This window comes from Mycobacterium seoulense (assembly GCF_010731595.1).
In the GTDB taxonomy this organism is placed as follows: Bacteria; Actinomycetota; Actinomycetes; order Mycobacteriales; family Mycobacteriaceae; genus Mycobacterium; species Mycobacterium seoulense.
This window is the reverse complement of the sequence record NZ_AP022582.1, coordinates 2,628,943-2,653,401: the sequence shown is the minus strand read 5'-3', so window position 1 is coordinate 2,653,401 and position 24,459 is coordinate 2,628,943. Positions and strand designations below refer to the sequence as shown.

Here is a 24,459-nt window from a genome sequence, read left to right as displayed (position 1 = left end):
AATCCTCAGTAAGGTAAGGACGCGTGAAAGCCCTCCGCCGCTTTACCGTCCGTGCTCACCTTCCCGAGCGGCTGGCCGCGCTCGACCAGCTGTCGACCAACTTGCGATGGTCATGGGACAAACCGACCCACGACTTGTTCGCGACCGTCGACGTGGACCTGTGGGAGCGCTGCGGCTCTGATCCGGTGGCGCTGCTGGGCGCGGTGAATCCGGCGCGGCTCGACGAGCTGGCGCTCGACGAGACGTTCCTGGGCCGGCTCGATCAACTGGCCGCCGACCTGGACGATTATCTGAGCCGTCCGCTGTGGTATCAGCAGCAGCAAGCCGACGGTGTGGCGATGCCGGCGGCCGTCGCCTACTTCTCGATGGAGTTCGGCGTCGCCGAGGTGCTGCCCAACTACTCGGGCGGGTTGGGCATCCTCGCCGGGGACCATCTGAAGTCGGCCTCCGACCTGGGCGTGCCGCTGGTGGCGGTGGGCCTGTACTACCGGTCCGGGTATTTCCGCCAGTCGCTGACGGCGGACGGCTGGCAAAACGAGACCTATCCGTCGTTGGACCCGCAAGGGCTGCCGCTGCGACTGCTCACCGATGCCACCGGCGATCCCGTCCTGGTCGAGCTGACGCTTCCGGACTCCGCCCGGCTGCACGCGCGGATCTGGGTCGCGCAGGTGGGCCGGGTCCCGCTGCTGCTGCTCGATTCCGACGTCCCCGAGAACGAGCACGAGCTGCGCAACATCACCGACCGGCTCTACGGCGGTGACCAGGAACACCGCATGAGGCAGGAGCTGCTGGCCGGCATCGGTGGGGTGCGGGCGATTCGCGCGTTCACCGCCATCGAGGGCCTGCCCGCGCCCGAGGTTTTCCACATGAACGAGGGCCACGCCGGGTTCCTGGGAGCGGAACGCATTCGCGAGTTGATGACCGATGCGGGGTTGGACTTCGACACCGCGCTGGCCGTCGTGCGCTCCAGCACCGTGTTCACCACGCACACCCCGGTGCCGGCAGGCATCGACCGATTCCCGATCGACATGGTGCGGCTCTACTTCGACGGGCATGCCGGGGGCGAGCCCGGTAAGAAGGCCGAGAAAGGCGGCGGCAAGGGCGCACCCGTGCTGTTGCCGGGCGTTCCGACCGCCCGAATCCTCGCGCTCGGCGCCGAGGACGACCCGACCAAGTTCAACATGGCGCACATGGGCCTGCGGCTGGCGCAGCGCGCCAACGGCGTCTCGCTGCTGCACGGCGAGGTGAGCCGGGCCATGTTCAACGAGCTGTGGCCCGGGTTCGACACCGATGAGGTGCCGATCGGGTCGATCACCAACGGTGTCCACGCGCGCACCTGGGCGGCGCCGCAGTGGTTGCAGTTGGGGCGTGAGCTGGCCGGATCCGATTCGTTCGGTGATCCCGGCGTCTGGCTGCGGCTGAACCAGGTCGATGCGGGCCACCTCTGGTGGATCCGCTCGCAACTGCGCTCGCTGCTGGTCGAGGACGTCAGGCGGCGGCTGCGCAAGTCATGGCTGGAGCGTGGCGCATCCGACGCCGAATTGGGTTGGATTACAACGGCATTCGATCCAAATGTACTCACCATCGGGTTCGCCCGGCGGGTGCCCACGTACAAGCGGCTGACGCTGATGCTGCGCGACCCGGAGCGGCTCGAACGCCTGCTGCTGGACGAGGACAGGCCGATTCAGCTGATCGTGGCCGGGAAGTCGCACCCGGCCGACGACGGAGGCAAGGCGCTGATCCAGCAGGTGGTGCGCTTCGCCGACCGGCCCGAGGTGCGGCACCGCATCGCGTTCCTGCCCGACTACGACATGTCCATGGCGCGGCTGCTGTACTGGGGTTGCGACGTCTGGCTGAACAATCCGCTGCGGCCGCTGGAGGCCTGCGGCACCTCCGGAATGAAGAGCGCGCTCAACGGTGGGCTGAACCTGTCCATCCGCGACGGCTGGTGGGACGAGTGGTACGACGGCGAAAACGGTTGGGAGATACCGTCTGCCGACGGCGTGATCGACGAGTCCCGCCGCGACGACCTGGAGGCCAGCGCGCTCTATGACCTGCTGGAGCAGGCCGTGGCGCCCAAGTTCTACGAACGCGACGAACACGGGGTCCCGCCGCGGTGGATCGAGATGGTGCGGCACACACTGCAGACGCTCGGCCCGAAGGTGCTGGCCTCGCGGATGGTGCGCGACTACGTGGAGCGGTACTACACGCACGCCGCGCAGTCGCTGCGCCGGACCGTCGGGCCCGCCGAGGACGGTGAGGACGGCCGCGAGTTCGGCGCGGCGCGCGAGGTGGCCGCCTACCGGCGGCGCGCCGAGGAGGCGTGGCCCAAGATCACCATCACGGACGTGGACAGCACCGGACTGCCGGACACGCCGGTGCTCGGCTCCAAGATGACCCTGACCGCCACCGTGGCGCTGGACGGGCTCGCGCCCGACGAGGTCACGGTCCAAGGGGTGGTCGGCAGGGTGGACGCCAGCGACGCGCTGCTGGACCCGGTCACCGTCGAGATGTCGTATACCGGGACCGCCGAGGGCGGCAACCAGGTGTTCTCCACGACGCTGTCGTTACCGCTGGCGGGGGCGGTCGGGTACACGGTGCGCGTGCTGCCCCATCACCCGATGCTTGCCGGCAGCGCCGAACTGGGCCTGGTCACCCTGGCCCGCTGACCTCAAGCGGGCAGTCCCTCCGACGCGGTGCGCAGCCGCTCCAGCGCCGCACGGACCTGGGCCGGGTCGGTGGTCTGCCAGAACGGCGGCAGCGACGCACACAGGTAGCCGCCGTAACCGGCGGTGACCATCCGCGAGTCCAGCACCGCAACCACCCCGCGGTCGGTGACGCGACGCAACAGCCGACCCGAGCCCTGGGCCAACAGCAGTGCGGCATGGCTGGCGGCGACCGCCATGAAGCCATTGCCGCCGTGCGCCGCCACCGCGCGTTGCCGCGCGCCCAGCAGTGGGTCGTCGGGTCGCGGGAACGGGATGCGGTCGATGAGCACCAGGGACAGCGACGGCCCCGGCACGTCGACGCCCTGCCACAGCGACAACGTGCCGAACAACGACGTCTGCGTGTCGGCGCTGAACTGTTCGACCAGCGCGGAGGTGCTGTCGTCGCCCTGGCACAGGACCGGCGTCGACAGCCGCTGGCGCATGGCCTCCGCGGCGGCCCGCGCGGCTCGCATCGACGAGAACAGTCCCAGCGTCCGCCCGCCCGCCGCGGTGATGAGCTCGGCGATCTCGGTCAGCTGTTCAGCCGAACCGGTGCCGTCCCGGCCGGGTGGCGGGAGGTGGGCGGCGACGTAAAGGATTCCGGCCTTGGCGTGGTGGAACGGCGACCCCACGTCGACGCCGCGCCAGCGGGCATCCTTCGGCTCCTGCACGGTTTCCGCCGCGGTGAGGCCCCACGCCGCGGCCATCGCGTCGAAGGATCCGCCGATGGTCAGGGTGGCCGACGTCAGCACGGTGGTGGACCGGGAGAACACCCGGTCGCGCAGCAGACCCGCAACAGACAGTGGCGCCACCCGCAACACCGGGCGCGTCGAGCCCCTGTTGTCCTCGTGATCGAGCCACACCACCTCGCTGCGATCGGGAATCGCCGGGGCGAACGACGTGAGAACCCGCGACGCGGTATCGGATATTTCGCTCAGCGCCGCTACCGCTTCGGCCCGCGCGGCGGCCGCTTTCGCGTCGCTGGTGGTGTCGATCGCCGAGCGGGCCGCACCCGCCGCGTCGCGCAGGACGGTCAGGTAGGTCGCCAGCTCCTCGTCGAGGCGGTCGATGCGACCGGGTGTGGCGTCGTGGATCGCCGCGGCGAAGTTGGCCGTCGCCGCTTCCAGCCGCTGCGTCAGTTCGGGATCCACCAATCGCGAGATCCGCCGCGCCGCGACGCCCAGGGCGGCCGGCGTCAGCTCCGCGGTGGCCACCGATGTCACCCGGTCGACCAACTCGTGGGCCTCGTCCACCACCAGCAGCTCGTGTTCGGGCAACACCGCCGAGTCCGCGACGGCGTCGATGGCCAGCAGCGCGTGGTTGGTGACCACGATGTCGGCACCGCCGGCCCGGCCGCGCGCCCGTTCCGAGAAGCACTCCGAGCCGAACGGGCAGCGGGCCACGCCCAGGCATTCCCGCGCCGAAACGCTGACCTGCGACCAGGATCGTTCTGGCACACCGGGTTTCAAGTCGTCGCGGTCCCCGGATTCGGTGGTCGACGCCCAGGTCGTGAGCCGTTGGACGTCGCGCCCCAGGGCGGTGGCCGCCATGGGATCGAAGAGCTCCTCCTGCGGCCCGTCGCCATCTTCCTCCGCCTCGGCGCTACCGTTGTGAATCTTGTTCAGGCACAGATAATTTCGACGGCCTTTGAGCAGCGCGAACTGCGGGCGGCGGGCAAGCTCATCGCCGATCGCGTCGATCAGGCTGGGCAGGTCGCGGTCGACGAGCTGCCGCTGCAGTGCGATCGTGGCCGTGGACACGACGACGGGCGAGTCGTCCTCGATGGCGCGGACGATCGCGGGCACCAGGTACGCCAGCGATTTTCCGGTCCCGGTGCCGGCCTGCACGACGAGGTGCTCGCCGGTTTCGAATGCCCGCGCGACGGCGTTGGCCATCTCGAGCTGGCCGCTACGCTCACTGCCGCCCAGCGCTGCCACGGCGACGGCCAGCAACTCGGGCACGGACACTTCGGACGTGGTCAGCCTCTCCTGCTCTGCGGTGTCATCGGCGGCCTGCGGGAATCTGCGTCGTCGGGATCGCGGGCTCGCCCTGCGACAGGTTCAAGCCCTCCCACGGCAGACTGCGCAGCCCGGAAGCTACCAGCTCGCGCGCCGCGCCCACATCCGGTTTGGACACCGTGTCGCCGCCGCGGACCAACGGGACGGTCAGGACCCGGGACGGTTCGGTGACCGCGGGGCGGTGGCCCGCCGGATACACCATCTCCTCGGTGATGGTGCCGGACGGGCGCGTCAGGCGCAGCGCCTCTTTGCGGCCACCGCGGGATTCCTTATGGCTGCTGCGCTTTTGCACCGGAATCCCGTCGACCTCGACCAGCTTGTAGACCATGTTCGCCGTCGGTGCGCCCGAGCCGGTCACCAGCGAGGTGCCGACGCCGTAACTGTCCACCGGTTCGGCACCCAGGGCGGCGATGGAGAACTCGTCGAGGTCACCCGAGACGACGATGCGGGTCCCGGTGGCTCCCAACCGGTCGAGCTGCTCGCGGACTTGGCGCGCGAGCACGCCCAGCTCGCCCGAGTCGATGCGGACCGCGCCGAGCGACTCCCCGGCGGCGGCCACGGCATTGGCCACACCGGTCGTCACGTCGTAGGTGTCCACCAGCAGCGTGGTGTCGACGCCCAGCGCGTCGACCTGCGCGCGGAATGCGGCCAGTTCGGTCACTTCGGCCGGTTCCCCGCTCGCGTGCAGCATCGTGAACGCGTGCGCCGAGGTGCCCTGCGCGGGGATCCCGTATCGGCGCTGGGCCTCGAGGTTGGAGGACGCGGCGAAACCGGCGATGTAAGCGGCGCGCGCCGCGGCGACCGCGGCGCGTTCGTGGGTTCTCCGGGAGCCCATCTCGATCAGCGGCCGGTCTCGGGCCGCACTCACCATGCGCGCGGCCGCGGACGCGATCGCCGTGTCGTGGTTGAAGATCGACAACGCCAGCGTCTCGAGCACCACACATTCGGCGAACGTGCCGGTCACCGACAGCACGGGGGAGCCGGGGAAGTACAGCTCACCTTCGGCGTAGCCGTCCATGTCGCCGGTGAACCGGAAATCGCGCAAGTAACGCAACGTATCCGGATCGAGGAATTCCGCCAGCAACCCGCACGCCTCGTCGTCGAAGCCGAACTGCGGCAACGCTTCGAGCAGCCGGCCCGTCCCGCAGACCACGCCGTAGCGGCGGCCCTCCGGGAGTCGGCGCGCGAACAATTCGAAGGTCGTCGGGCGGTTCGCGGTGCCGTCTCGCAGCGCCGCGGCCAGCATCGTCAACTCGTATTTGTCGGTAAGCAGCCCAGTTACGACCGGGTGATTCATTCCATAACGGTATCGGCTGCCGTCAGGGGCTCGGAAACCTCACCCGGCGCTCGGTATCGTGTAAACCATGGTTGTAATGTCAGCGCCCGCTAAGCCGGGTACTACAGGACAACGCGAGTCCGCTCCGGTAGACGCCACGGCGAGTCCGTGGGTCACGATCGTGTGGGATGACCCGGTCAACTTGATGACCTACGTGACGTATGTGTTCCAGAAGTTGTTCGGCTACAGCGAGCCGCACGCCACCAAACTGATGTTGCAGGTGCACAACGAAGGCAAGGCGGTGGTGTCGGCCGGCAGCCGGGAGTCCATGGAAGTCGACGTGTCCAAGCTGCATGCCGCCGGGTTGTGGGCGACCCTGCAGCAGGACCGGTGATCTTCGAGGGCTTCGGCGATTACCTGTGCGCAAGTGGAAGCGCGTCGAGACCGCGGACGGTCCCCGTTTTCGGTCCGCCTTGGCGTCCCACGAGGCCGCCCTGCTGAAAAACCTCGCGACGGCCATGGTCGGGTTACTCGACGAACGTGAATCATCCTCGCCCGCAGATGAACTCGAGGAGATCACTGGCATAAAGATTGGAAACAGCGATCCGCCGAAGGATCCGACCCTGCGCCGGCTGCTGCCGGATTTCTTCCGTCACGACGCCGATGACCCGCTGGCCCCCGACACCGCCGACAGCCTCAACGCCGCGTTGCGGAGCCTGCACGAGCCCGAGATCATCGACGCCAAACGCCTTGCCGCACAGCGGTTATTGGACACCGTTCCGAACGACGGCGGCCGGTTCGACCTCACGGAGGAGGACGCAAACGCCTGGGTCGCGGCGGTCAACGACCTTCGGCTGACGCTGGGGGTGATGCTCGAGGTCGGCCCGGAGGGGCCGGAGCGCCTGCCCGCCGACCACCCGCTGGCCGTGCACTTCGACGTGTACCAGTGGTTGACCGTCCTGCAGGAATATCTGGTCCTGGTGCTCATGAGGCCCCGATGAGCCCGATGGCCGCCGGATGAACGCCATCACCGACGTGGGGGGCATCCGCGTCGGTCACCATCAGCGACTCGACCCCGACGCGACGCTGGGCGCCGGATGGGCCTGCGGCGTCACCGTCGTGCTGACCCCGCCCGGGACCGTGGGTGCCGTCGATTGCCGGGGCGGCGCTCCCGGCACCCGGGAGACCGACCTGCTGGACCCGGCCAACACCGTCCGGTACGTCGACGCGGTATTGCTCGCCGGTGGCAGCGCCTACGGTCTGGCCGCCGCCGACGGGGTCATGCGCTGGCTGGAAGAACGAGACCGCGGTGTGGCGATGGACGGCGGGGTGGTCCCCATCGTGCCCGGCGCGGTGATCTTCGATCTGCCGGTCGGTGGCTGGGACTGTCGCCCGACGGCCGAGTTCGGCTACCTGGCCTGCGAAGCGGCCGAGGGCAGCGAGGGCGCGCCGGCCGTCGGGAGCGTCGGCGCCGGCGTGGGGGCGCGGGCCGGGGTGCTCAAGGGCGGTGTCGGGACGGCCTCGACGACGCTGCCGTGCGGGGTGACCGTCGGCGCGATGGTCGTGGTGAACTCCGCCGGCGACGTCGCCGACCGGGTCACCGGCCTGCCGTGGTCGGCGGACGTGATCCGGGAGTTCGCGCTGCGGCCACCGCCGGCGACGCAGGTCGACGCTTTCGCGCAGCTGCCGACCGCGTCCGGCCCGCTGGACAACCCACTGAACACCGTCATCGGGGTGGTGGCCACCGACGCGGCGCTGAGCCCGGCCGCATGCCGGCGCGTCGCCGTCGCGGCCCAGGATGGCCTGGCCCGGACGATTCGCCCCGCGCACACCCCGTACGACGGGGACACGGTGTTCGCGCTGGCGACCGGGGCGGTGGAGGTGCCGCCCGCGCCGGACGCACCCGCCTCGTTTGCACCGGAGATGCGGCTGGCCGCGGAGGTGGGCGCCGCGGCGGCCGACTGCGTGGCGCGGGCGGTGCTGGCCGGCGTGTTCGCCGCCGATTCGGTGGCGGGGATACCGACCTACCGCGACCTGTTGCCCGGGGCGTTTGCCCGATGAGAAGTTCACCGCCGTCCGCGCCGGTAACCTGCAGCCATGGCTAAGACCACCCCGAAGGGAGGCCCGGGCGTGCCGGCGAACCGCGCGAAGCGGCCCGGGTGGATGGTGGGCGGGGCGACGATCCTCACCTTCGTCGCGCTGCTCTACCTGGTCGAGCTCGTCGACCAGCTGACGGGGCATTCCCTGGACGAGAACGGCATCAGGCCGCTCGAAGCCGACGGGCTGTGGGGGATCGTCTTCGCGCCGGCCCTGCACGCCAACTGGCAGCATCTGATGGCCAACACGATCCCGCTCTTGGTGTTGGGTTTCCTGATGACGCTGGCCGGTCTGAGCCGGTTCGTCTGGGCCACCGCGATCGTGTGGATCCTGGGCGGCTTCGGCACCTGGCTTATCGGGAATGTGGGCAGCTCCTGCGGGCCGACGGATCACATCGGGGCCTCCGGCCTGATCTTCGGCTGGCTGGCCTTCCTGCTCGTGTTCGGCATCTTCGTGCGCAGGTTCGCCGACATCGCGATCGGGCTGGTCGTGTTGTTCGCCTACGGCGGCGTGCTGCTGGGCGCCATGCCGGTGCTCGGCAGGTGCGGCGGGGTGTCCTGGCAGGGTCACCTGTGCGGTGCGATCGCCGGCGTCGTTGCCGCGTACTGGTTGTCCGCGCCGGAACGTAAGGCCCGCGCGAAGAGAAAAGCCGGCGCCGCGGTGCCGCGTCCCAAGACATGAACTCGCCCTTGGCACCCGTCGGGATCTTCGACTCCGGCGTCGGGGGACTGACCGTCGCGCGGGCGATCATCGACCAGCTGCCCGACGAGGACATCGTCTACGTCGGTGACACCGGCAACGGACCGTACGGTCCCCTCACCATCCCCGAGGTCCGCGCGCACGCGCTGGCCATCGGCGACGACCTCGTCGGTCGCGGGGTCAAGGCGTTGGTGATCGCCTGCAACACGGCGTCGGCGGCGTGCCTGCGGGACGCTCGCGAGCGTTACGACGTACCGGTCGTCGAGGTGATCCTGCCGGCGGTGCGTCGCGCGGTCGCCACGACCCGCAACGGTCGCATCGGCGTCATCGGCACCCGGGCCACCATCAACTCGCACGCGTACCAGGACGCGTTCGCTGCCGCCCGCGACACCGAGATCACCGCCGTGGCCTGTCCGCGCTTCGTCGACTTCGTGGAGCGGGGGGTGACCAGTGGGCGCCAGGTGCTCGGACTGGCCGAGGGCTACCTCGAGCCGCTGCAGCGCGCCCAGGTCGACACGCTGGTGCTCGGCTGCACGCACTACCCCCTGCTGTCGGGGCTGATCCAGCTGGCCATGGGCGAGCACGTGACGCTGGTGTCGAGCGCGGAGGAGACCGCCAAGGAAGTGCTTCGGGTGCTCACCGAGCGCGACCTGCTGCGTCCGCACGACGCGGCGCCCGCGACGCGGGTCTTCGAAGCGACCGGCGACCCCGAGGCTTTCACCAAGTTGGCATCGCGATTCCTGGGTCCCGCGGTCAGCGGCGTGCAACCCGTTCACCACGTGCGGATCGACTAGTGCTGATGGTGGCGAACGCGGCGAGATTCTCATCACACGAATGCGGCGATGTTTTCGTCACGGTCGTATCGGGCATGGCACAGTAGTGTCCGTGCGAATAACCGTGCTCGGCTGCTCGGGCAGCGTGGTGGGGCCGGATTCGCCCGCGTCGGGTTATCTGCTCCGGGCACCGGACACTCCGCCGTTGGTCATCGACTTCGGCGGCGGCGTGCTGGGCGCGCTGCAGCGCTACGCAGACCCCGCCTCCGTGCATGTGCTGTTATCTCATTTGCACGCGGACCACTGCCTGGATCTGCCCGGCCTGTTCGTGTGGCGGCGTTATCACCCGTCGCGCCCGGACGGTAAGGCGCTGTTGTACGGTCCCGGCGACACCTGGTCGCGGCTGGGCGCCGCGTCGTCACCGTACGGCGGTGAAATCGACGACTGCTCAGACATTTTCGACGTCCGGCACTGGGTCGACGGCGAACCGGTCACCTTCGGGTCGCTCACGGTGACGCCGCGGGTGGTGGCTCACCCGACGGAGTCTTACGGCATGCGGATCACCGATTCCACCGGCGCCTCGCTCGTCTATAGCGGTGACACCGGCGTCTGCGACCAGCTCGTCGAGCTGGCGCGCGACGCCGACGTCTTCCTATGCGAAGCGTCCTGGACCCATTCACCGGACCGCCCGCCCGCCCTGCATCTGTCGGGCACCGAGGCCGGCAGGACCGCCGCGCAGGCGGGCGTGCGCGAGCTGTTGCTGACCCACATCCCGCCGTGGACCTCGCGCGAGGACGTGATCAGCGAGGCCAAGGCCGAGTTCGACGGGCCCGTGCATGCTGTGGTGTGCGGCGAGTCTTTCGATATCCGCCGCTCCGAACGGGTCTGAGCACCCCACGTTAGGGTTGGCGTCGTGACGAGACGAGAAGACGGCCGCCTGGATGACGAGCTTCGCCCCGTGGTCATCACCCGCGGGTTCACCGATCATCCGGCGGGGTCGGTGCTGATCGAATTCGGTCACACCAAGGTCATGTGCACGGCCAGCGTGACCGAGGGGGTGCCGCGCTGGCGCAAGGGGTCGGGTCTGGGGTGGTTGACCGCGGAGTACGCGATGCTGCCGTCGGCCACCCACTCGCGTTCCGACCGGGAATCCGTGAAGGGGCGCCTCTCCGGGCGCACCCAGGAGATCAGCCGGCTGATCGGTCGGTCGCTGCGGGCCTGCATCGATCTGGCGGCCCTGGGGGAGAACACCATTGCCGTCGACTGCGACGTGCTGCAGGCCGACGGCGGCACTCGGACCGCCGCCATCACGGGCGCCTTCGTCGCGCTGGCCGACGCCGTGACCTACCTTGCGGCAGCGGGCAAGCTGTCCGATCCCCGGCCGTTGTCGTGCGCGATCGCGGCGGTCAGCGTCGGGGTGGTCGACGGCAGGATCCGAGTGGACCTGCCCTACGAGGAGGACGCGCGGGCCGAGGTCGACATGAACGTCGTCGCCACCGACACCGGGACGCTGGTGGAGGTGCAGGGGACCGGCGAGGGGGCGACGTTCCCGCGCTCGACGCTGGACAAACTGCTCGATGTGGCGCTGGCCGCCTGCGACACGTTGTTCGCCGCCCAGCGCGAGGCGCTGGCCCTGCCGTACCCGGGTGAGCTGCCCGAGGCGGGCCCGGCGCCGAAGGCGTTCGGCAGCTGACCGCGCGGGCGGCGATGCAGAGCCGAGCGATGCCCATCAAGTCCGCGGCCGAACAAAACCTGGCCAGACGGATAGCTGGTTGGCAGCTATCCCGGCGTCAAGCGTGGGCGTCGTGCTTCGGCGAGAGCGGATCCGGTCAGACAGCTCGCCTGCGCGGGCCAGTCGTGTAGGTCAGGGGGGGCATAGGTCGGTCCCAGCGTTGCCTTTAGTCGAATCAGAGTGGCTGGCCGGAGCCGCCCACAATACCGTCATGCTAAACTAATAGATATCCAATTGAATTTAGGCAAGCCAATGTTTAGTGACGTTTTTAGGATCAATTGATGGGCAGTCGGCCAGTCCCACTTGAACATGCTTTTCTCAATACGCCCTGGTGGGCAATGGGGCAGATCACGCACGCGCATGCGGAACCGCGCATCAACGAAGTCGCGACCCGCGCAAGGGCGGGTTTGCTGAATATCATCTCGGCGATCACGATCGCATTGTTGCTTTTGCGTCCGGAAACCGATCCGGTGATCATCGTCGGTCCGCTCGTGCTTTTTGACATGTTGGCCGCGGCGGTTAGCGGACTAACTCCCTTCAGCCCCACTGGAATTCTCGGCACGGCGTTAACAATGGGCATTCGTCCGGTATGGAAGCCAACGCGGCCGAAACGGTTTGCGTGGTTGCTCGGTGCCGGTTTAGCAGCGACGTGCCTTGCCATGCGCCTGTTAGGGGCGTCGCCCGTAGCGATGGCGGCCGTTGTGGCGGTCTGTTTTGTTCTCACATGGTCGGAGGCCACGCTGGGATTTTGCGTGGGCTGCTACATGCACAAATTGATTTGGGGTTGTCAGGACTGCGAGGTCCCTTACGTCAGGGAAATAGCACCCCGGCCCGCGATAAGCCAGGAACGTCCAGCAATCAACTTGGAAAGTCGCGCATAGGCGCGGGACGCAAATGGCGCGGCCCCGTTCTTGTTGACAAGGCGGCGCGGCATTCCGGCTAACTTGTTGTCGTGTGCATGGGTGGCTCTTGCGGAGGTGGCGGCATGGATCGGATTAGCCGGTGACCGAGTTGCTGGTCGCCAGCCGCAACCCCAAAAAGCTGGCCGAATTGCGCCGCGTGCTCGACGCGGCCGGGTTGACGGGGGTGACGTTGCTCTCTTTGCGCGACGTCCCGCCGTTCGACGAGGCGCCCGAAACGGGCGCGACCTTCGAGGACAACGCGCTGGCCAAGGCGCGGGATTCGTTCGCCGCGACGGGCCTGGCCGCCGTGGCCGACGACTCCGGCCTGGAGGTGGCCGCTCTGAACGGCATGCCCGGCGTGCTGTCGGCCCGCTGGTCGGGCGACCACGGCGACGACGCCGCCAACACCGCGCTGCTGTTGGCGCAGATGCGCGACGTGCCCGACGAACGGCGCGGCGCGGCGTTCGTGTCCGCCTGCGCCCTGGCCGGGCCATCCGGCGAGGTCGTCGTCCGCGGCGCGTGGCCCGGCCGCATCGCCCGAGAACCGCGGGGCGACGGCGGCTTCGGCTATGACCCGGTCTTCGTGCCGGACGGTTCGGAGCGCACCGCGGCGGAACTCAGCCCCGAGGAGAAGGACGCGGTTTCCCATCGCGGGCGTGCCCTCAGGCTGCTGGTGCCGGCGCTGCGGGAGCTGGATTAGGGCCCGCAGGGTGTGAAACCGGCCGGCAGAGTCGAGTCCTACAGGCCGAAGCGGGTCTTGACGTCCCTGGTCTGGAAGTGTTCGACGATGATGCCCAGCAGCGGGATGGTCCCGGCGAGCAGCACACCGATCGTTTTGGGAATCGGCCAGCGCACCTTGACCGCCAGGTTGAACGCGGTCAGGACATAGATGAAGTACACCCAGCCGTGGACCACCTCGATCCAGCGGATCTCGTGGTGCAAGACGAGGTGCGACACGATCTCGTAGCACAGCGCGATCAGCCAGAGACCCGTCGTCCACGCCATGATCCGATAGCCGAGCAACGCGGTGCGGATCTTCTCGACGGGGAACGCGGACGTCGGTGCCCCTGGTGTCTCCGGTGTGGTCATGCGGTGGTCCTGTTCTGTTTTTCGGTGTCTTGTTTGGCAAGCTCGGCCAGGTACGCGTTGTACTCGGCCAGCGCGGGATCGTCGGACGGCTGCTGCACCGGCTTGGGACGCTCGGGCAGCAGGCCGGCGGGTATCTCGGTGAGGGCGGCGTCGTGCCGGGGCTCCGGCGGCATCTCTTCGTAGCGCACGTATTTGCGGTACGCGTACACGCAGAACCAGGCGAACAGCGGCCACTGCAGCGCGTAGCCGAGGTTCTGGAACGTGCCCGATACGGACTGGAACCTGGTCCACTGCCACCAGCCCAGCGCCAGGCAGCCGCAGGCCGCGACGATCACCAAGGCGATCAACGCCGGCCTGCGACGACGCGTAGTGGACACCCCTTGACGGTACCGCTCACGATTTGGGTACGACGAATTCCTCGAGGCGCGCCACCGCCGCCTTGCGGTACACGGCGATGACGTACGTGCTCGGCCGCGTCCACGGGATACCCATGTGGTCGAGTGCCGCGGTGAACAGGCCGCGGATGTCGTCGGACCGGTTCGAGAAGTGATAGCGCACGCTTTTGACACCGCGGGTCGTTCGCCACCACGCGGCATCCGTCGCTGTCGATCAGGCCGCGGATGAACTCCTCGGTGGCTTGATTGACCAGCGCCTCTTGCCAGGGCTCCAGCCGAATCGGCCTCAGGTGCTTCTTGCCGGGGCCGTGTTGGGCGACAGGCACGGCCAGTGCTTTGAGTACAGCGAGACCACGACAAATCCAGTCGTTCGCGGATGGACCGCTGCGTGCTGCCCAGGCATCACGCTTTCCATTGCGGCGCAACAACGCTCGACAATTCCCGGGTATTTCTTGTCGAGCGTGATTCTCAGGTGCCAGACCCGCTGGGAGCGTGAAACACAGCCGTCGCCCAAGTAAAGGCCAAGCAGGTAGCAGTATGCCGCTGGCGGGACAGCAGAAAATCATGACCGACGCCGCATGGCCCTCCGCTCACCAGCCTCGTCCGGATTTGTGGCCGTCGCCGCCAGTCCCGAACCGTCGTTCGTGGCACACCGATTTGTCGCGAAATTGCGCAGTCGTTTACTCCGGCTGCGACGAGGCGCCGCACGACTTCGAACTCGTCCGCCGACCGCATGCTGTGCACCTTTCCCCCTGTGCGGAACCCAAAGTAGGCGGGACTGCCGACAGGTCCTGCGGCGAGCTGAGCTGTACGATCAGCACGCTGCGGGCGTGATGGAATGGCAGACATGCCGGCTTTAGGTGCCGGTGCTCGAAAGAGCGTGAGGGTTCGAGTCCCTCCGCCCGCACTGCTGGTCCAAGGCCGTTAGTGCTGGTAAACCAGTTTCTGAGGTTGCTACGAGGCGGCGTGCCCGCATCCTTCGGTGAGTATCGGGCGTGCAGTGTCACCTCTACTGCGTCCAAGTCGTCGTCGAACAGGTCCGCGTAGGTGTCAGGCGTCGAGCTACGTGTATCGGTGCATCGCGAAAACTCTTGCGGCCCTTGATAGTCCGCGGCGAGTGGTACATCCTGACGACGCCACCGCTCACGTCAACCACGCTCACGCGCGTGAAGCGTGGGGGCCAGTGCCGGCCGATAAAGCAGGAGGGTCGGGCCCACCACCCTGTTTCCGCGGCGGCGGGCCCAACGGCTAGATGACCGGCTTTCAGTGCGCCTGGGAGGCTTACATTTTCCTGGTCAGTACCGGCGCGTGATTGGGCGGTGCGATGGGCCGGTGGGGGTTCGTGCGTGCCGGGGCATCGGTGACGACCGTTTTCCCGCCGGTGCACGTGACAAGCTTGCCGCCGACAATGACGCCCTGGCCCTCGTCGATCGGGATGTCGTAGCCGTCAGGGTCGGTGTAGTGGCATCCGCCGCTCGAGCCGGTGGGCCCGCTGGGCTCGGCGTAGGCGGTGGCAGGGGCCAACGTGACGATCGCCAGCGCGCCAAACAGCGTGGCGGCGTACTGGAAGCGAGTCGGCTTGCGGGTGTTCTTCATGGTGATTCCTTGAGGTCGTCGCGGTCCGAGGTTCGGACTGCGTTCATCGACCTGGAGCAACCAGGAGCACCGAAAGGGACACTTTCCGCCGGGTTACAAATAGCTCCCGTGGACCCCCTGACATGACTTGGCTTCGAGTCCCTCCGCCCGCACCGTCATTTTGCTGCTGGAAGCGTCCACCCCGCCCTGCTGGGTACTTCAACTGCACGGGACGCGAGGGAGACGCCATGGCCACCGGAAATCGGTCACGCGAAGAAGTTGTTACTGCGAAAGATGCGGAGCTCGCCGAACGCACAGCCGCGGAGGCGCGCGCACGCGCCGCGCACGCGCCGCGCACGCGGGGCTGTCAGCCGCTCGCAGCTTGGAGGCATCGGCCCTCAAACACGCAGAATTCGCCCGGATGCAAGACCGGACCCTCGAACAGGGCATGCCCGATGTGGACATACACCGCGAATCGCGATGCGGCGGTCGAGGACCGCAAGCTGGCCGAGCTCAAGCGCAAGGAGTCCGAGGCCGACCTCGCCGTGGACTAAGCGTCCAAGAATCGCGCGCGAACCTCCGGCGGCGGCAGCGGGCACGTGTCGTGCTTGCCGAAGATGCGATAGCGGACGTCGGCGACCCGGTCGTAGAGCCAATCGCGCAGCGGAGTGGGAATGACGCGAGCCACCCGCAGCAGCTTCCAGGGGCCGCCGAGGTAATTCACCACCCGCAACGCGGCGGCGGATCGCACGGCGACGCGTTCGGTGGGCTGGCCGGGTTCGTCGACGAAGACCATCGAATCGACGCCCGCGATCGCGGGATGCCGATCGACGACCCCTCGGGAGAAGTCGCTGTCCAGCGCCGCGAAACGTAGGGATCCGTCCGGGTCGAACCGAAGGATGGTTTGCACCACCGAGTTGCAGACGCCGCAGACCCCGTCGTAGAGCAACACGGGCGGCGCCGATTCACCGCTCACGCCACCAGGCTACTTGCCGGCGCTCACGACCCGGGTTTGACCTTTGGTAAGGCAACCCTTAGTTTGTGCGGTAACTTGTCGAGTAGGGGTCCGCCGGGCCGTCGGGTGAAGTCGTCGCGGAGTTGAGCGCCGCGGGAAGGGACCGCTGATGGCACGCGGATTCTCCGGTGTGATGTTGCGCAGCTTCGGCGCCCGCGATCACACCGCGACGGTGGTCGAAACCGTCCAGATCGCACCGCATTTCGTGCGCGTACGCATGACGTCACCGACGTTGTTCGAAGACGTGGATGCCGAACCCGCCGCCTGGCTGCGGTTCTGGTTCCCGGACCCGGACGGATCGACCACCGAATTCCAGCGGGCTTACACGATTTCCGAGGCGGACGTTCCCAGCGGCCGCTTCGCCGTCGACATCGTTCTGCACGATCCCGCCGGCCCGGCATCGAAGTGGGCGCGCACCGCCCAGCCCGGCGCCACGATCGCCGTCATGGCCCTGATGGGTTCGTCGCGCTTTGACGTGCCCGACGAGAAGCCGGCCGGCTACCTGCTGATCGGGGATTCGGCGTCGATCCCGGGCATGAACGGGATCATCGGGGTCGTCCCCGACGACGTGCCGATCGAGACGTATCTCGAGCAGCACGACGACAACGACGTCCTGATCCCGATCGCGCGGCATCCGCGGCTGCAAGTGCACTGGGTGCCCCGGCGTGACGAGAGATCGCTTGCGGCGGCGATCGAGAGCCGAGATTGGTCCAACTGGTACGCGTGGGCGACGCCCGAGGCGACCGTGCTCAAGCACGTGCGGACGCGGCTGCGTGACGAGTTCGGCTTCCCCAAGTCCGAAATACACGCCAAGGCCTACTGGAGTGCCGGGCGTGCGATGGGCACGCACCGTGGTGAAGACCGGGGGACGACCAAGAACGTTGCAGCAGAGCAGGTCTCGTCGCGAGAACCCGCCGACAAGACGTCCACCCCGGCGGCGCGCGGCAGTTGGCGCGTTCAGGCCGCCGGCCGGTTGCTCGCGCCGCTGCGCACGGCGCTGATCCTGTCCGGTGTGCTGCAGGCCGTCATCACGGTGGTGCAGCTGGCACCCTTCGTGCTGCTGGTCGAGCTGGCCCGGTTGCTGGTAGCCGGGGCGCCCGCGGTACGACTCTGGGACGTCGGGCTCGCGGCCGTCGCGCTGCTGGGACTGGGCACCGTCCTCGGAGCGGCCCTCACACTGTGGTTGCATGTCGTCGACGCGCGGTTTGCCGCCGGCCTGCGATCGCGCCTGTTGCGCAAGCTATCTCGCTTGCCGCTGGGCTGGTTCACCGCGCGGGGATCGGGCTCGATCAAGCAACTGCTGCAGGACGACGCGCTGTCGCTGCACTATCTGGTCACCCACGCCATCCCCGACGCGGTCGCGGCGATCATCGCGCCGGTGGCGGTACTGGTTTATCTGTTTGCGGTGGACTGGCGGGTGGCGCTCGTGCTGTTCGTGCCCGTCCTGGTGTACCTGGTGTTGACCTCGTCGCTCACCATCCAGTCCGGCCCGCGCATCCCGCAATCGCAGCGCTGGGCCGAAAAGATGAGTGGGGAGGCGGGCGCCTACCTCGAGGGTCAGCCGGTGATCCGCGTGTTCGGCGGCGCGGCGGCATCCAGCTTCCGGCGGAACTTGGACGAGTACATCGATTTTCTGGTCTCCTGGCAGCGCCCATTGGCCGGCAAGAAGACGCTCATGGACCTGGTCACCCGGCCCTCGACTTTCCTGTGGCTCATCGTGCTGACGGGCACGCTGCTCACCACCACTGGGCGGATGGATCCAGTGAATCTTTTGCCATTCTTGTTGCTGGGCACCACGTTCGGCGCGCGACTACTCGGTATCGCGTACGGGGTCGGCGGTATCGGCGCCGGCATGCTCGCCGCGCGGCGCCTGCAGAACACCCTCGACGAGCCCGAGCTCGAGGTGCGGGAGCCGGACCGGTCCGCGGATTCGTCGGCGACGGTGGTGTTCGACGGCGTCAGCTTCGGCTATCGGCCGGGCGTCCCGGTGATCCGCGGCGTGTCGCTGACGCTGCGTCCCGGCACGGTCACCGCCCTCGTCGGCCCGTCCGGGTCCGGCAAGTCGACGCTGGCCGCCCTGCTGGCCCGCTTCCACGACGTCGACCACGGGACGATACGCATTGGGGGACAGGACATCCGGTCGATGTCCGCCGACGAGCTCTATGCGAAGGTCGGGTTCGTCCTGCAGGAGACGCAGCTGGTGCACGGCACCGTCGCCGACAACATCGCCCTGGCCGTCCCGGACGCCACCGCTGCGCAAATCGAGGAGGCGGCGCGCCAGGCACACATCCACGACCGGATCATGCGGTTGCCGAACGGCTACGACACGGTGCTCGGCGCGGGAACGGGCCTGTCGGGCGGGGAGCGGCAGCGGCTGACCATCGCCCGCGCGATCCTCGCGGACACCCCGGTGCTGATCCTCGACGAGGCCACCGCGTTCGCCGACCCCGAATCGGAATACCTTGTGCAGCAGGCGCTCAACCGATTGACACGGGACCGCACCGTTTTGGTGATCGCCCACCGACTGCACACCGTCACCGGAGCCGACCAGATCGTCGTGCTCGACCACGGCCGGATCGCCGAACGTGGCACGCACGACGAGTTGCTGGCCGCCGACGGCCGCTACCGACGGCTGTGGGAGGGCGGCCGTCGGGACCCGGTGGCCGCCATCACGGCTCGGGAGGGAGCGCGATGATCCGCACCTGGTTGGGCCTGGTCCCGGCGGATCGCCGCGCCCGGGTGACCGCCTACGCCGTGCTCGCATTGGTCTCCGTGATGATCCGGGCGGTGGCCACCGTGCTGCTGGTGCCCCTGGTGGGCGCGTTGTTCAGCGGCGCCCCGCATCGCGCGATGGTGTGGCTGGGCTGGCTCACCGCCGCCACGGTGATCGGCTGGGTGATCGATGCCACGACGGCGCGCATCGGCTTCGATCTCGGTTTTGCCGTGCTGGACCACAGCCAGCACGACGTCGCGGACCGCTTACCCGCGGTCCGGCTGGACTGGTTCACCGCCGAACGCACCGCGACGGCGCGGCAGGCGATCGCCGCCACCGGGCCGGAACTGGTCGGTCTCGTGGTGAACCTGCTGACGCCGCTGATCTCCGCCGTCCTGCTGCCCGCGGCCATCGGGCTGGCCTTGCTCCCGATCGCGTGGCAGCTCGGCCTGGCCGCGCTCGCAGGTGTCCCGTTGCTGCTGGGCGCGCTGTGGGCGTCGGCGCGACTGACGCGGCGTGCCGACGCCGCGGCCGAAGAAGCCAACAGCGCGCTGACCGAGCGGATCATCGAATTCGCCCGCACCCAGCCGGCGTTGCGGGCCGCGCGGCGGGTCGAGCCGGCGCGCAGTCTGGTCGGCGATGCGCTGACCGCGCAGCACGGCGCGACCATGCGGTTGCTGTCCATGCAGGTTCCCGGTCAGCTGCTGTTCAGCCTGGTCACCCAGCTGTCCCTGATCCTGCTGGCGGGGGCGACCGCGGCGATGACGGTGAACAAAACCGTCACCGTCCCCGAGGCCATCGCCTTGATCGTCGTGATCGTGCGCTACCTGGAGCCGTTCAGCTCGATCAGCGAACTGGCACCGGCGCTGGAGAGCACCCGCGCCACGCTCGACCGCATCCGCGTGGTCCTCACCGCGCCGCCGATGAACGCCGGGACCGCCACGCTGCCCGGCTCTGCGGCGGCGCCCCGCATCGAGTTCGACGACGTCGCTTTCGGCTATGACGGCGCCGGCGCGCCGGTGCTCGACGGGATGAGCTTCACCCTGGAGCCGGGCAGCACGACGGCGATCGTCGGGCCGTCCGGGTCGGGCAAGAGCACCATCCTGGCGCTGATCGCCGGGTTGCACGAGCCAAGCCGCGGCCGGGTCCTGATCGACGGCGTCGACGCGGCCACGCTGGGCGCCGAGGCCCGACGGGCGGCAAGCAGCGTTGTGTTCCAGCATCCCTACCTTTTCCACGGGTCGATCCGGGACAACGTGTTCGCCGGGGATCCCGGCGCCGGCGACGACCAGTTCGCCCGGGCCGTGGCCCTCGCCCGCGTCGACGAACTCCTCGCCCGGCTGCCCGACGGCGCCGACACGGTCGTCGGCGAGGCCGGTTCCGCCCTGTCGGGCGGCGAACGCCAACGGGTCAGCATCGCGCGGGCGCTGCTCAAGCCGGCGCCGATACTGCTGGTCGACGAGGCGACCAGCGCCCTGGACACCGAAAACGAGGCGGCGGTGGTCGACGCGCTGACCCTCGACCCGCAGCCGCGCACCCAGGTGATCGTCGCGCACCGCTTGGCCAGCATCAGTCACGCCGACCGCGTCCTGTTCCTCGACGATGGCCGGGTGATCGAGGACGGAACGGTCGGCGAATTGCTCGCGGCGGGTGGGCGTTTCGACGAGTTCTGGCGGCAGCAGCACGAGGCCGCGGAATGGCGGATCCTCGCCGACTAGGTCACCGTAGTCGACCGCTGCTATTGCGGTATGCCTTACAGTTTGTCAGTCGGGCGGAGCTGTCCGGGTACAGGAGGCGTGCTGTTCATGAGTGCTGTGGTGTCGATTCCGCGCTATCCCGGTGACGTGACCCCGGCGTGGTTGTCGGCCGCCCTCAGTGGGCGCGGGGCACCGGTCGAGGTCGCCGACGTGGACGTGGTCGCGATCGGCACCGGGCAGACCGGCGCAACCTACCGGGTGTCCGCCCGATACGCGACGGATCCCGGCGACCTGCCGCGCACGTTCGTTATCAAGCTGCCGGCGCAGGACGACACCGTGCGCGACCGGGTGGTCATCGGATATCGCAGCGAATGCGCGTTCTACTCATCCGTGGCGGATCGGGTGCAAGTGCCGACGCCGCGGTGCTTCTATTCCGAGATCACCGATGATGCAATGGAGTTCGCTTTGCTGCTCGCCGATCAGGCGCCGGCGGTGCAGGGGGATCAGCTCGCCGGGTGCGGGGAAACCGAAGCGCGCCTCGCGGTCACCGCCCTGGCCGGCCTGCACGCGCCCAGCTGGTGCGATCCGGTCTGGCTCGATTTCCCGGGCATCGCGTTCGCCAGGCCGGACGAAGCGGGCGCCGCCGGCATGGGTGAGGTGGCGAAGATGAGCGCCGACATCACGCTGGACAAGCTGGGCGACCGGATGAGTACTCAAGATCGCGAGACCTTCAGCGCCGCAATGGGATTGGTCACGCCGTGGCTGCTCTCCGAATACGACCGGTTTGCCCTGCTGCACGGGGACTATCGCCTGGACAACCTCCTGTTCGATCCCGACCGGACCAGGGTCAGCGTCGTCGACTGGCAGACGCTCGGCGTCGGATTGCCGGCCAGGGATCTCGCCTACTTCACCGCGACCAGCCTCAATTCGCAGCTGCGCGCGAGCATCGAGGAACAGCTGGTCGCCGACTACCATCGCGCGCTCACGGCGGGTGGCGTCACCGGTTACGATGCCGAAACGTGTTGGCGTGATTACCGCCTCGGGGTGCTGCAGGCGCCGCTGATCTCGGCGCTGGGGTTCGCGTTCGCCGCCGCGACCGAGCGCGGCGACGACATGGTGCTCGCCATGCTCAGCCGCGGCTGCCAGGCGATCCGTGAACTGGGGACGCTGGAGCTGATCGGCTGAGATCTCAGAGGTCGCCGGTGAAATCCGCACTCATCCAGCGATCGGGGCGGATGGTGTACATCACCTCTTCCACGCCCTCCATGCTGCGGATGAACGCCCGCCCGCCCTCCTCGCCGAGGTAGCGGATGGCGACGGCCTCCTGCACATCGGTCGGGGCGGGCTTGGCGGTGTCGACGACGGTGCCTTCGACCACCACGTACTGGTACGGCAGCTCCTCGCGCTGGACGACGAGCGTCACCTTGCCGGCCCGCTCGATCAGCCGGGCTTTGCGGCTGGCCGCCCCGGTCATGATCCGGATGTTGCCACCGGGGGTGTAGTCGTACCAGATCGGCACGCTCGCGGGCGGCCGCCCGTCGGCGGCGTCGACGGACAGCACCGCCACGTGCGTGGCGGCCAAGAACTCCTGACGTTCGCTCTCGGTGAAGGCTTTCATGTGCCCTGCAAGCGCCGGTCGTGGCGAATCTATTCCCGAGCCGCCGGTCAGTACTGCGTCGAGCCCTGGTCCACCGGGATCCGGGCGGCGGTGATCTTGCGGGACTCGTCGCTGGCCAGCCAGCAGACGGTGTCGGCGATCTCCTCCGGCTCGGCGACCCAGTCCGGCAGGAACGGCGTGAGCACGTTGGACAGCTGCGGGTTGGTTTCCATGGCCCTGCCCACCGCGGTGACCATGTCCCCGGTTCCCATCGGCGTGTTCACCGGCCCGGGATGAACGCTGTTGACCCGGATCGAATGCTTGCCCAGCTCGGCGGCGAATGCCCTCGCCATCCCGGTGACGGCGTGCTTGCTGGCGGTGTAGTGGATCATGAAGGGCTGCATCTTCATGCCGGCCGCGGAACTGATCAGGATGATGGATCCGCCGCGACCGCCTTCGATGATCTTGTCCGCGCCGGCCATCACGGTGTTCCAGGTGCCGGTGACGTTGATGTCGATGACGGCGCGGAAGTCTTCCGGCGTGATGTCGTTCCAGGCCTGCGGCGCGGCGACGCCGGCGTTGGCGACGATGATGTCCAGTCGCCCGAGTGCGGCCACCCCGTCGTCGACGGCCTTGCGCAGCCCCTCGAAGTCGCGGGTGTCCACGACGGAGGCGATGATGCGGCGGCCCGTCTCTTCAACCAGGCGAACGGTCTCGCTCAGGTCGTCGGGAGTCGCCGGGTCGTAGGGAACGCAGGACGGAAGCTTGCCGGCGATGTCGACGGCGATGATGTCGGCGCCCTCCCGCGCCAGACGGACCGCGTGCGCCCGGCCCTGCCCGCGCGCCGCTCCGGTGATGAATGCCACTCGGCCCGCAAGCTTGCCGCTCATTAGCGCTCCTTCGTTGTGCTGGCGCGCTGCGCCGCTTTGACGAGGTTGGACCCGATGATCAACCGCTGAATCTCGCTGGTGCCCTCGTAGAGCCGCAGCAGCCGTACGTCGCGGTAGATGCGCTCGACCGGGACGCCATGCATGTAGCCGCTGCCGCCGTGAATCTGCACCGCGAGATCGGCTACGTTGCCGGCCATTTCGGTGCAGAACAGCTTGGCCGCCGACGGCGCGACCCGGCGGTCTTCACCGGATACCCAGAGCCGGGCGGCATCGCGAACCAGCGCGCGGCCGGCCAGCACCCCGGTCTGCTGGTCGGCGAGCATCGCCTGAACCAACTGAAAGCTCCCGATCGGCGTGCCGCCCTGGGTCGCCGTGGCGGCGTACGAGACCGATTCGTCGAGTGCGCGTTGGGCGGCGCCCACCGCGAGGGCGGCGATATGAACCCGGCCCCGCGCCAGCGACGTCATCGCCGCTCGGTAGCCGATGTCTTCGCTGCCGCCGATCAGTGCGCCGCCCTCGACGCGGACGTCGTTGAAGCTCACGTCGGCGGTCCAGGCGCCCTCCTGGCCCATCTTGGCGTCCTTGGCGCCCACTTCGACGCCCGGTGAGTCCGCCGGAACGAGGAATACCGCGATCCCGGGCCCCTGGTCGTCCGCCGGCCGGGTCCGCGCGAACACCACGAACAGATCGGCGACGGGCGCATTGGTGATGAAGCGCTTCTGCCCGGAAATCACCCAATCGGCTTGGTCGCGAACGGCTTTGGTTCGCAGGCCGGCCGGGTTGGATCCCGCGCCGGGCTCGGTCAACGCGAACGAGGCGACCACGTCGCCGGACGCCATCGACTCCAGCCAGCGGGCCTTCTGCTCGTCGGTGCCGAAGCCCACCAGCACCTGCCCCGCGATGCCGTTGTTGGTGCCGAACATCGATCGCAAGGCCAGCGAGGTGTAGCCCAATTCCATTGCCAGCTCGACATCTTGCATCAGGTTCAGGCCCAGGCCGCCCCACTGCTGCGGGATCGCGTACCCGAACAGGCCCATCTTCTTGGCCTGGTCACGCAGGTCGTCGGGCACCCGATCCTCGGTCAGGATCTCCTGTTCGCGCGGGACGACGGCGGTGCGGACGAAGTGCCGCGTCTGGGCGAGGATCTCCCGAAAGTCGTCGTCGGAGACCTCGGGTTGTTCGGCGGTGGTCATAGGCAAACGCCCCCTCTTCGGCACCTTGTTGGCAGCGAGCCGCGCAGCCCGCGGCGGGCCGGCCGGCTCAAACGGTCCGGTGTGGAACCC

General features: G+C 68.6%; 24 protein-coding genes and 1 tRNA gene. 14 read left to right on the top strand and 11 right to left on the bottom strand.

All coding sequences use genetic code 11. The annotated features are described in order from the left end of the window. Window positions 1-23 precede the first annotated feature (23 nt). Window positions 24-2,669, top strand: coding sequence for an alpha-glucan family phosphorylase (gene glgP / locus G6N37_RS12115; RefSeq protein WP_163680465.1), 2,646 nt, complete (start codon window positions 24-26; stop codon window positions 2,667-2,669). Between the two features lie 2 nt (window positions 2,670-2,671). On the opposite strand, the gene G6N37_RS12110 is transcribed toward glgP, so the two are convergent. Together G6N37_RS12110 and G6N37_RS12105 are read right to left on the bottom strand one after the other, a co-directional pair. Then, window positions 2,672-4,690: an ATP-dependent DNA helicase gene (locus G6N37_RS12110; RefSeq protein ID WP_163684951.1), complete on the bottom strand. Its 2,019-nt coding sequence runs from the start codon at window positions 4,688-4,690 to the stop codon at window positions 2,672-2,674. A gap of 19 nt (window positions 4,691-4,709) precedes the next feature. Next, complete coding sequence (locus G6N37_RS12105) at window positions 4,710-6,023, bottom strand: nicotinate phosphoribosyltransferase (protein ID WP_163680462.1); 1,314 nt, start codon at window positions 6,021-6,023, stop codon at window positions 4,710-4,712. 67 nt (window positions 6,024-6,090) lie between these two features. Here G6N37_RS12105 and clpS point away from each other — a divergent pair, with 67 nt between their 5' ends. The 9 genes from clpS (at window position 6,091) to rdgB (ending at window position 12,905) form a co-directional block, all read left to right on the top strand. Beyond that, window positions 6,091-6,396: an ATP-dependent Clp protease adapter ClpS gene (gene clpS / locus G6N37_RS12100; RefSeq protein ID WP_163680460.1), complete on the top strand. Its 306-nt coding sequence runs from the start codon at window positions 6,091-6,093 to the stop codon at window positions 6,394-6,396. A 25-nt stretch (window positions 6,397-6,421) separates the two neighbouring features. Further along, entirely contained in the window at window positions 6,422-7,003 is a 582-nt protein-coding gene (aosR, locus tag G6N37_RS12095; protein WP_174813822.1) for an oxidative stress transcriptional regulator AosR, read from the top strand. 16 nt (window positions 7,004-7,019) lie between these two features. Then, entirely contained in the window at window positions 7,020-8,063 is a 1,044-nt protein-coding gene (locus tag G6N37_RS12090) for a P1 family peptidase (RefSeq protein ID WP_163680454.1), read from the top strand. 36 nt (window positions 8,064-8,099) lie between these two features. Next, complete coding sequence (locus tag G6N37_RS12085) at window positions 8,100-8,780, top strand: rhomboid family intramembrane serine protease (RefSeq protein ID WP_174813821.1); 681 nt, start codon at window positions 8,100-8,102, stop codon at window positions 8,778-8,780. After that, entirely contained in the window at window positions 8,777-9,592 is an 816-nt protein-coding gene (gene murI / locus G6N37_RS12080) for a glutamate racemase (RefSeq protein ID WP_163680451.1), read from the top strand. The genes G6N37_RS12085 and murI overlap by 4 nt, the downstream gene beginning before the upstream one ends. A gap of 85 nt (window positions 9,593-9,677) precedes the next feature. After that, entirely contained in the window at window positions 9,678-10,460 is a 783-nt protein-coding gene (locus tag G6N37_RS12075) for a cyclic nucleotide-degrading phosphodiesterase (RefSeq protein ID WP_174813820.1), read from the top strand. Between the two features lie 24 nt (window positions 10,461-10,484). Next, window positions 10,485-11,264 (top strand): ribonuclease PH, encoded by a 780-nt coding sequence (gene rph / locus G6N37_RS12070; RefSeq protein WP_163680444.1) that lies wholly within the window; start codon window positions 10,485-10,487, stop codon window positions 11,262-11,264. Window positions 11,265-11,584: 320 nt separating this feature from the next. After that, window positions 11,585-12,184, top strand: coding sequence for a DUF4395 domain-containing protein (locus G6N37_RS12065; RefSeq protein WP_232075442.1), 600 nt, complete (start codon window positions 11,585-11,587; stop codon window positions 12,182-12,184). Window positions 12,185-12,305: 121 nt separating this feature from the next. Further along, entirely contained in the window at window positions 12,306-12,905 is a 600-nt protein-coding gene (rdgB, locus tag G6N37_RS12060) for an RdgB/HAM1 family non-canonical purine NTP pyrophosphatase (RefSeq protein ID WP_163680441.1), read from the top strand. 38 nt (window positions 12,906-12,943) lie between these two features. Here the strand turns inward: rdgB and G6N37_RS12055 are convergent, their stop codons facing one another. The 4 genes from G6N37_RS12055 to G6N37_RS26215 all read right to left on the bottom strand — a co-directional run bounded on the left by G6N37_RS12055 (window position 12,944) and on the right by G6N37_RS26215 (window position 14,424). After that, window positions 12,944-13,294, bottom strand: a complete 351-nt coding sequence (locus G6N37_RS12055) for a DUF3817 domain-containing protein (protein ID WP_163680438.1) — start codon at window positions 13,292-13,294, stop codon at window positions 12,944-12,946. Further along, window positions 13,291-13,671, bottom strand: coding sequence for a hypothetical protein (locus G6N37_RS12050; RefSeq protein WP_163680435.1), 381 nt, complete (start codon window positions 13,669-13,671; stop codon window positions 13,291-13,293). The genes G6N37_RS12055 and G6N37_RS12050 overlap by 4 nt, the downstream gene beginning before the upstream one ends. Before the next feature lie 16 nt (window positions 13,672-13,687). Next, window positions 13,688-13,852 carry a hypothetical protein gene (locus G6N37_RS26220; RefSeq protein ID WP_232075441.1) on the bottom strand — a complete coding sequence of 55 codons (165 nt, stop codon included), beginning with the start codon at window positions 13,850-13,852 and terminating at the stop codon, window positions 13,688-13,690. A gap of 305 nt (window positions 13,853-14,157) precedes the next feature. Continuing rightward, complete coding sequence (locus G6N37_RS26215; RefSeq protein WP_232075439.1) at window positions 14,158-14,424, bottom strand: helix-turn-helix domain-containing protein; 267 nt, start codon at window positions 14,422-14,424, stop codon at window positions 14,158-14,160. A gap of 89 nt (window positions 14,425-14,513) precedes the next feature. Here G6N37_RS26215 and G6N37_RS12040 point away from each other — a divergent pair. Then, a tRNA-Leu gene (locus G6N37_RS12040) sits at window positions 14,514-14,596 on the top strand. 374 nt (window positions 14,597-14,970) lie between these two features. On the opposite strand, the gene G6N37_RS12035 is transcribed toward G6N37_RS12040, so the two are convergent. Beyond that, complete coding sequence (locus G6N37_RS12035; protein ID WP_163680432.1) at window positions 14,971-15,285, bottom strand: hypothetical protein; 315 nt, start codon at window positions 15,283-15,285, stop codon at window positions 14,971-14,973. A gap of 529 nt (window positions 15,286-15,814) precedes the next feature. After that, entirely contained in the window at window positions 15,815-16,240 is a 426-nt protein-coding gene (locus tag G6N37_RS12025; RefSeq protein WP_163680430.1) for a thiol-disulfide oxidoreductase DCC family protein, read from the bottom strand. A gap of 148 nt (window positions 16,241-16,388) precedes the next feature. On the opposite strand from G6N37_RS12025, the gene G6N37_RS12020 reads away from it, so the two are divergent. The 3 genes from G6N37_RS12020 (at window position 16,389) to G6N37_RS12010 (ending at window position 21,874) form a co-directional block, all read left to right on the top strand. After that, window positions 16,389-18,974 carry an ABC transporter ATP-binding protein/permease gene (locus G6N37_RS12020; protein WP_163680428.1) on the top strand — a complete coding sequence of 862 codons (2,586 nt, stop codon included), beginning with the start codon at window positions 16,389-16,391 and terminating at the stop codon, window positions 18,972-18,974. Further along, a complete protein-coding gene (locus G6N37_RS12015) occupies window positions 18,971-20,710 on the top strand; it encodes an ABC transporter ATP-binding protein (RefSeq protein WP_163680425.1) in 1,740 nt (579 codons plus the stop codon). Before G6N37_RS12020 ends, G6N37_RS12015 begins: the two co-directional genes overlap by 4 nt. 87 nt (window positions 20,711-20,797) lie before the next feature. Then, entirely contained in the window at window positions 20,798-21,874 is a 1,077-nt protein-coding gene (locus G6N37_RS12010) for a phosphotransferase family protein (protein WP_163680422.1), read from the top strand. A gap of 4 nt (window positions 21,875-21,878) precedes the next feature. On the opposite strand, the gene G6N37_RS12005 is transcribed toward G6N37_RS12010, so the two are convergent. From G6N37_RS12005 to G6N37_RS11995, 3 genes are read right to left on the bottom strand one after another with little or no spacing between them, the layout of a single operon-like run. Continuing rightward, window positions 21,879-22,307, bottom strand: a complete 429-nt coding sequence (locus tag G6N37_RS12005; RefSeq protein WP_163680419.1) for a pyridoxamine 5'-phosphate oxidase family protein — start codon at window positions 22,305-22,307, stop codon at window positions 21,879-21,881. A gap of 47 nt (window positions 22,308-22,354) precedes the next feature. Continuing rightward, complete coding sequence (locus G6N37_RS12000; protein ID WP_163680417.1) at window positions 22,355-23,176, bottom strand: mycofactocin-coupled SDR family oxidoreductase; 822 nt, start codon at window positions 23,174-23,176, stop codon at window positions 22,355-22,357. Beyond that, on the bottom strand, window positions 23,176-24,369 hold the full coding sequence (locus tag G6N37_RS11995) for an acyl-CoA dehydrogenase family protein (RefSeq protein WP_163680415.1): 1,194 nt from the start codon (window positions 24,367-24,369) through the stop codon (window positions 23,176-23,178). Before G6N37_RS11995 ends, G6N37_RS12000 begins: the two co-directional genes overlap by 1 nt. Window positions 24,370-24,459: the final 90 nt, after the last annotated feature.

What these genes read in the sequence shown, in the direction of transcription:
- G6N37_RS11995 (WP_163680415.1), bottom strand. Translation starts at nt 24,369, where the DNA reads ATGACCACCGCCGAACAACCCGAGGTCTCCGACGACGACTTTCGGGAG.
- G6N37_RS12090 (WP_163680454.1), top strand. Translation starts at nt 7,020, where the DNA reads ATGAACGCCATCACCGACGTGGGGGGCATCCGCGTCGGTCACCATCAG.
- G6N37_RS12015 (WP_163680425.1), top strand. Translation starts at nt 18,971, where the DNA reads ATGATCCGCACCTGGTTGGGCCTGGTCCCGGCGGATCGCCGCGCCCGG.
- G6N37_RS12085 (WP_174813821.1), top strand. Translation starts at nt 8,100, where the DNA reads ATGGCTAAGACCACCCCGAAGGGAGGCCCGGGCGTGCCGGCGAACCGC.
- G6N37_RS12000 (WP_163680417.1), bottom strand. Translation starts at nt 23,176, where the DNA reads ATGAGCGGCAAGCTTGCGGGCCGAGTGGCATTCATCACCGGAGCGGCG.
- G6N37_RS12035 (WP_163680432.1), bottom strand. Translation starts at nt 15,285, where the DNA reads ATGAAGAACACCCGCAAGCCGACTCGCTTCCAGTACGCCGCCACGCTG.
- G6N37_RS12065 (WP_232075442.1), top strand. Translation starts at nt 11,585, where the DNA reads ATGGGCAGTCGGCCAGTCCCACTTGAACATGCTTTTCTCAATACGCCC.
- G6N37_RS12105 (WP_163680462.1), bottom strand. Translation starts at nt 6,023, where the DNA reads ATGAATCACCCGGTCGTAACTGGGCTGCTTACCGACAAATACGAGTTG.
- clpS (WP_163680460.1), top strand. Translation starts at nt 6,091, where the DNA reads ATGGTTGTAATGTCAGCGCCCGCTAAGCCGGGTACTACAGGACAACGC.
- G6N37_RS12020 (WP_163680428.1), top strand. Translation starts at nt 16,389, where the DNA reads ATGGCACGCGGATTCTCCGGTGTGATGTTGCGCAGCTTCGGCGCCCGC.
- G6N37_RS26215 (WP_232075439.1), bottom strand. Translation starts at nt 14,424, where the DNA reads ATGCGGTCGGCGGACGAGTTCGAAGTCGTGCGGCGCCTCGTCGCAGCC.
- G6N37_RS12010 (WP_163680422.1), top strand. Translation starts at nt 20,798, where the DNA reads ATGAGTGCTGTGGTGTCGATTCCGCGCTATCCCGGTGACGTGACCCCG.
- murI (WP_163680451.1), top strand. Translation starts at nt 8,777, where the DNA reads ATGAACTCGCCCTTGGCACCCGTCGGGATCTTCGACTCCGGCGTCGGG.
- G6N37_RS12005 (WP_163680419.1), bottom strand. Translation starts at nt 22,307, where the DNA reads ATGAAAGCCTTCACCGAGAGCGAACGTCAGGAGTTCTTGGCCGCCACG.
- G6N37_RS12055 (WP_163680438.1), bottom strand. Translation starts at nt 13,294, where the DNA reads ATGACCACACCGGAGACACCAGGGGCACCGACGTCCGCGTTCCCCGTC.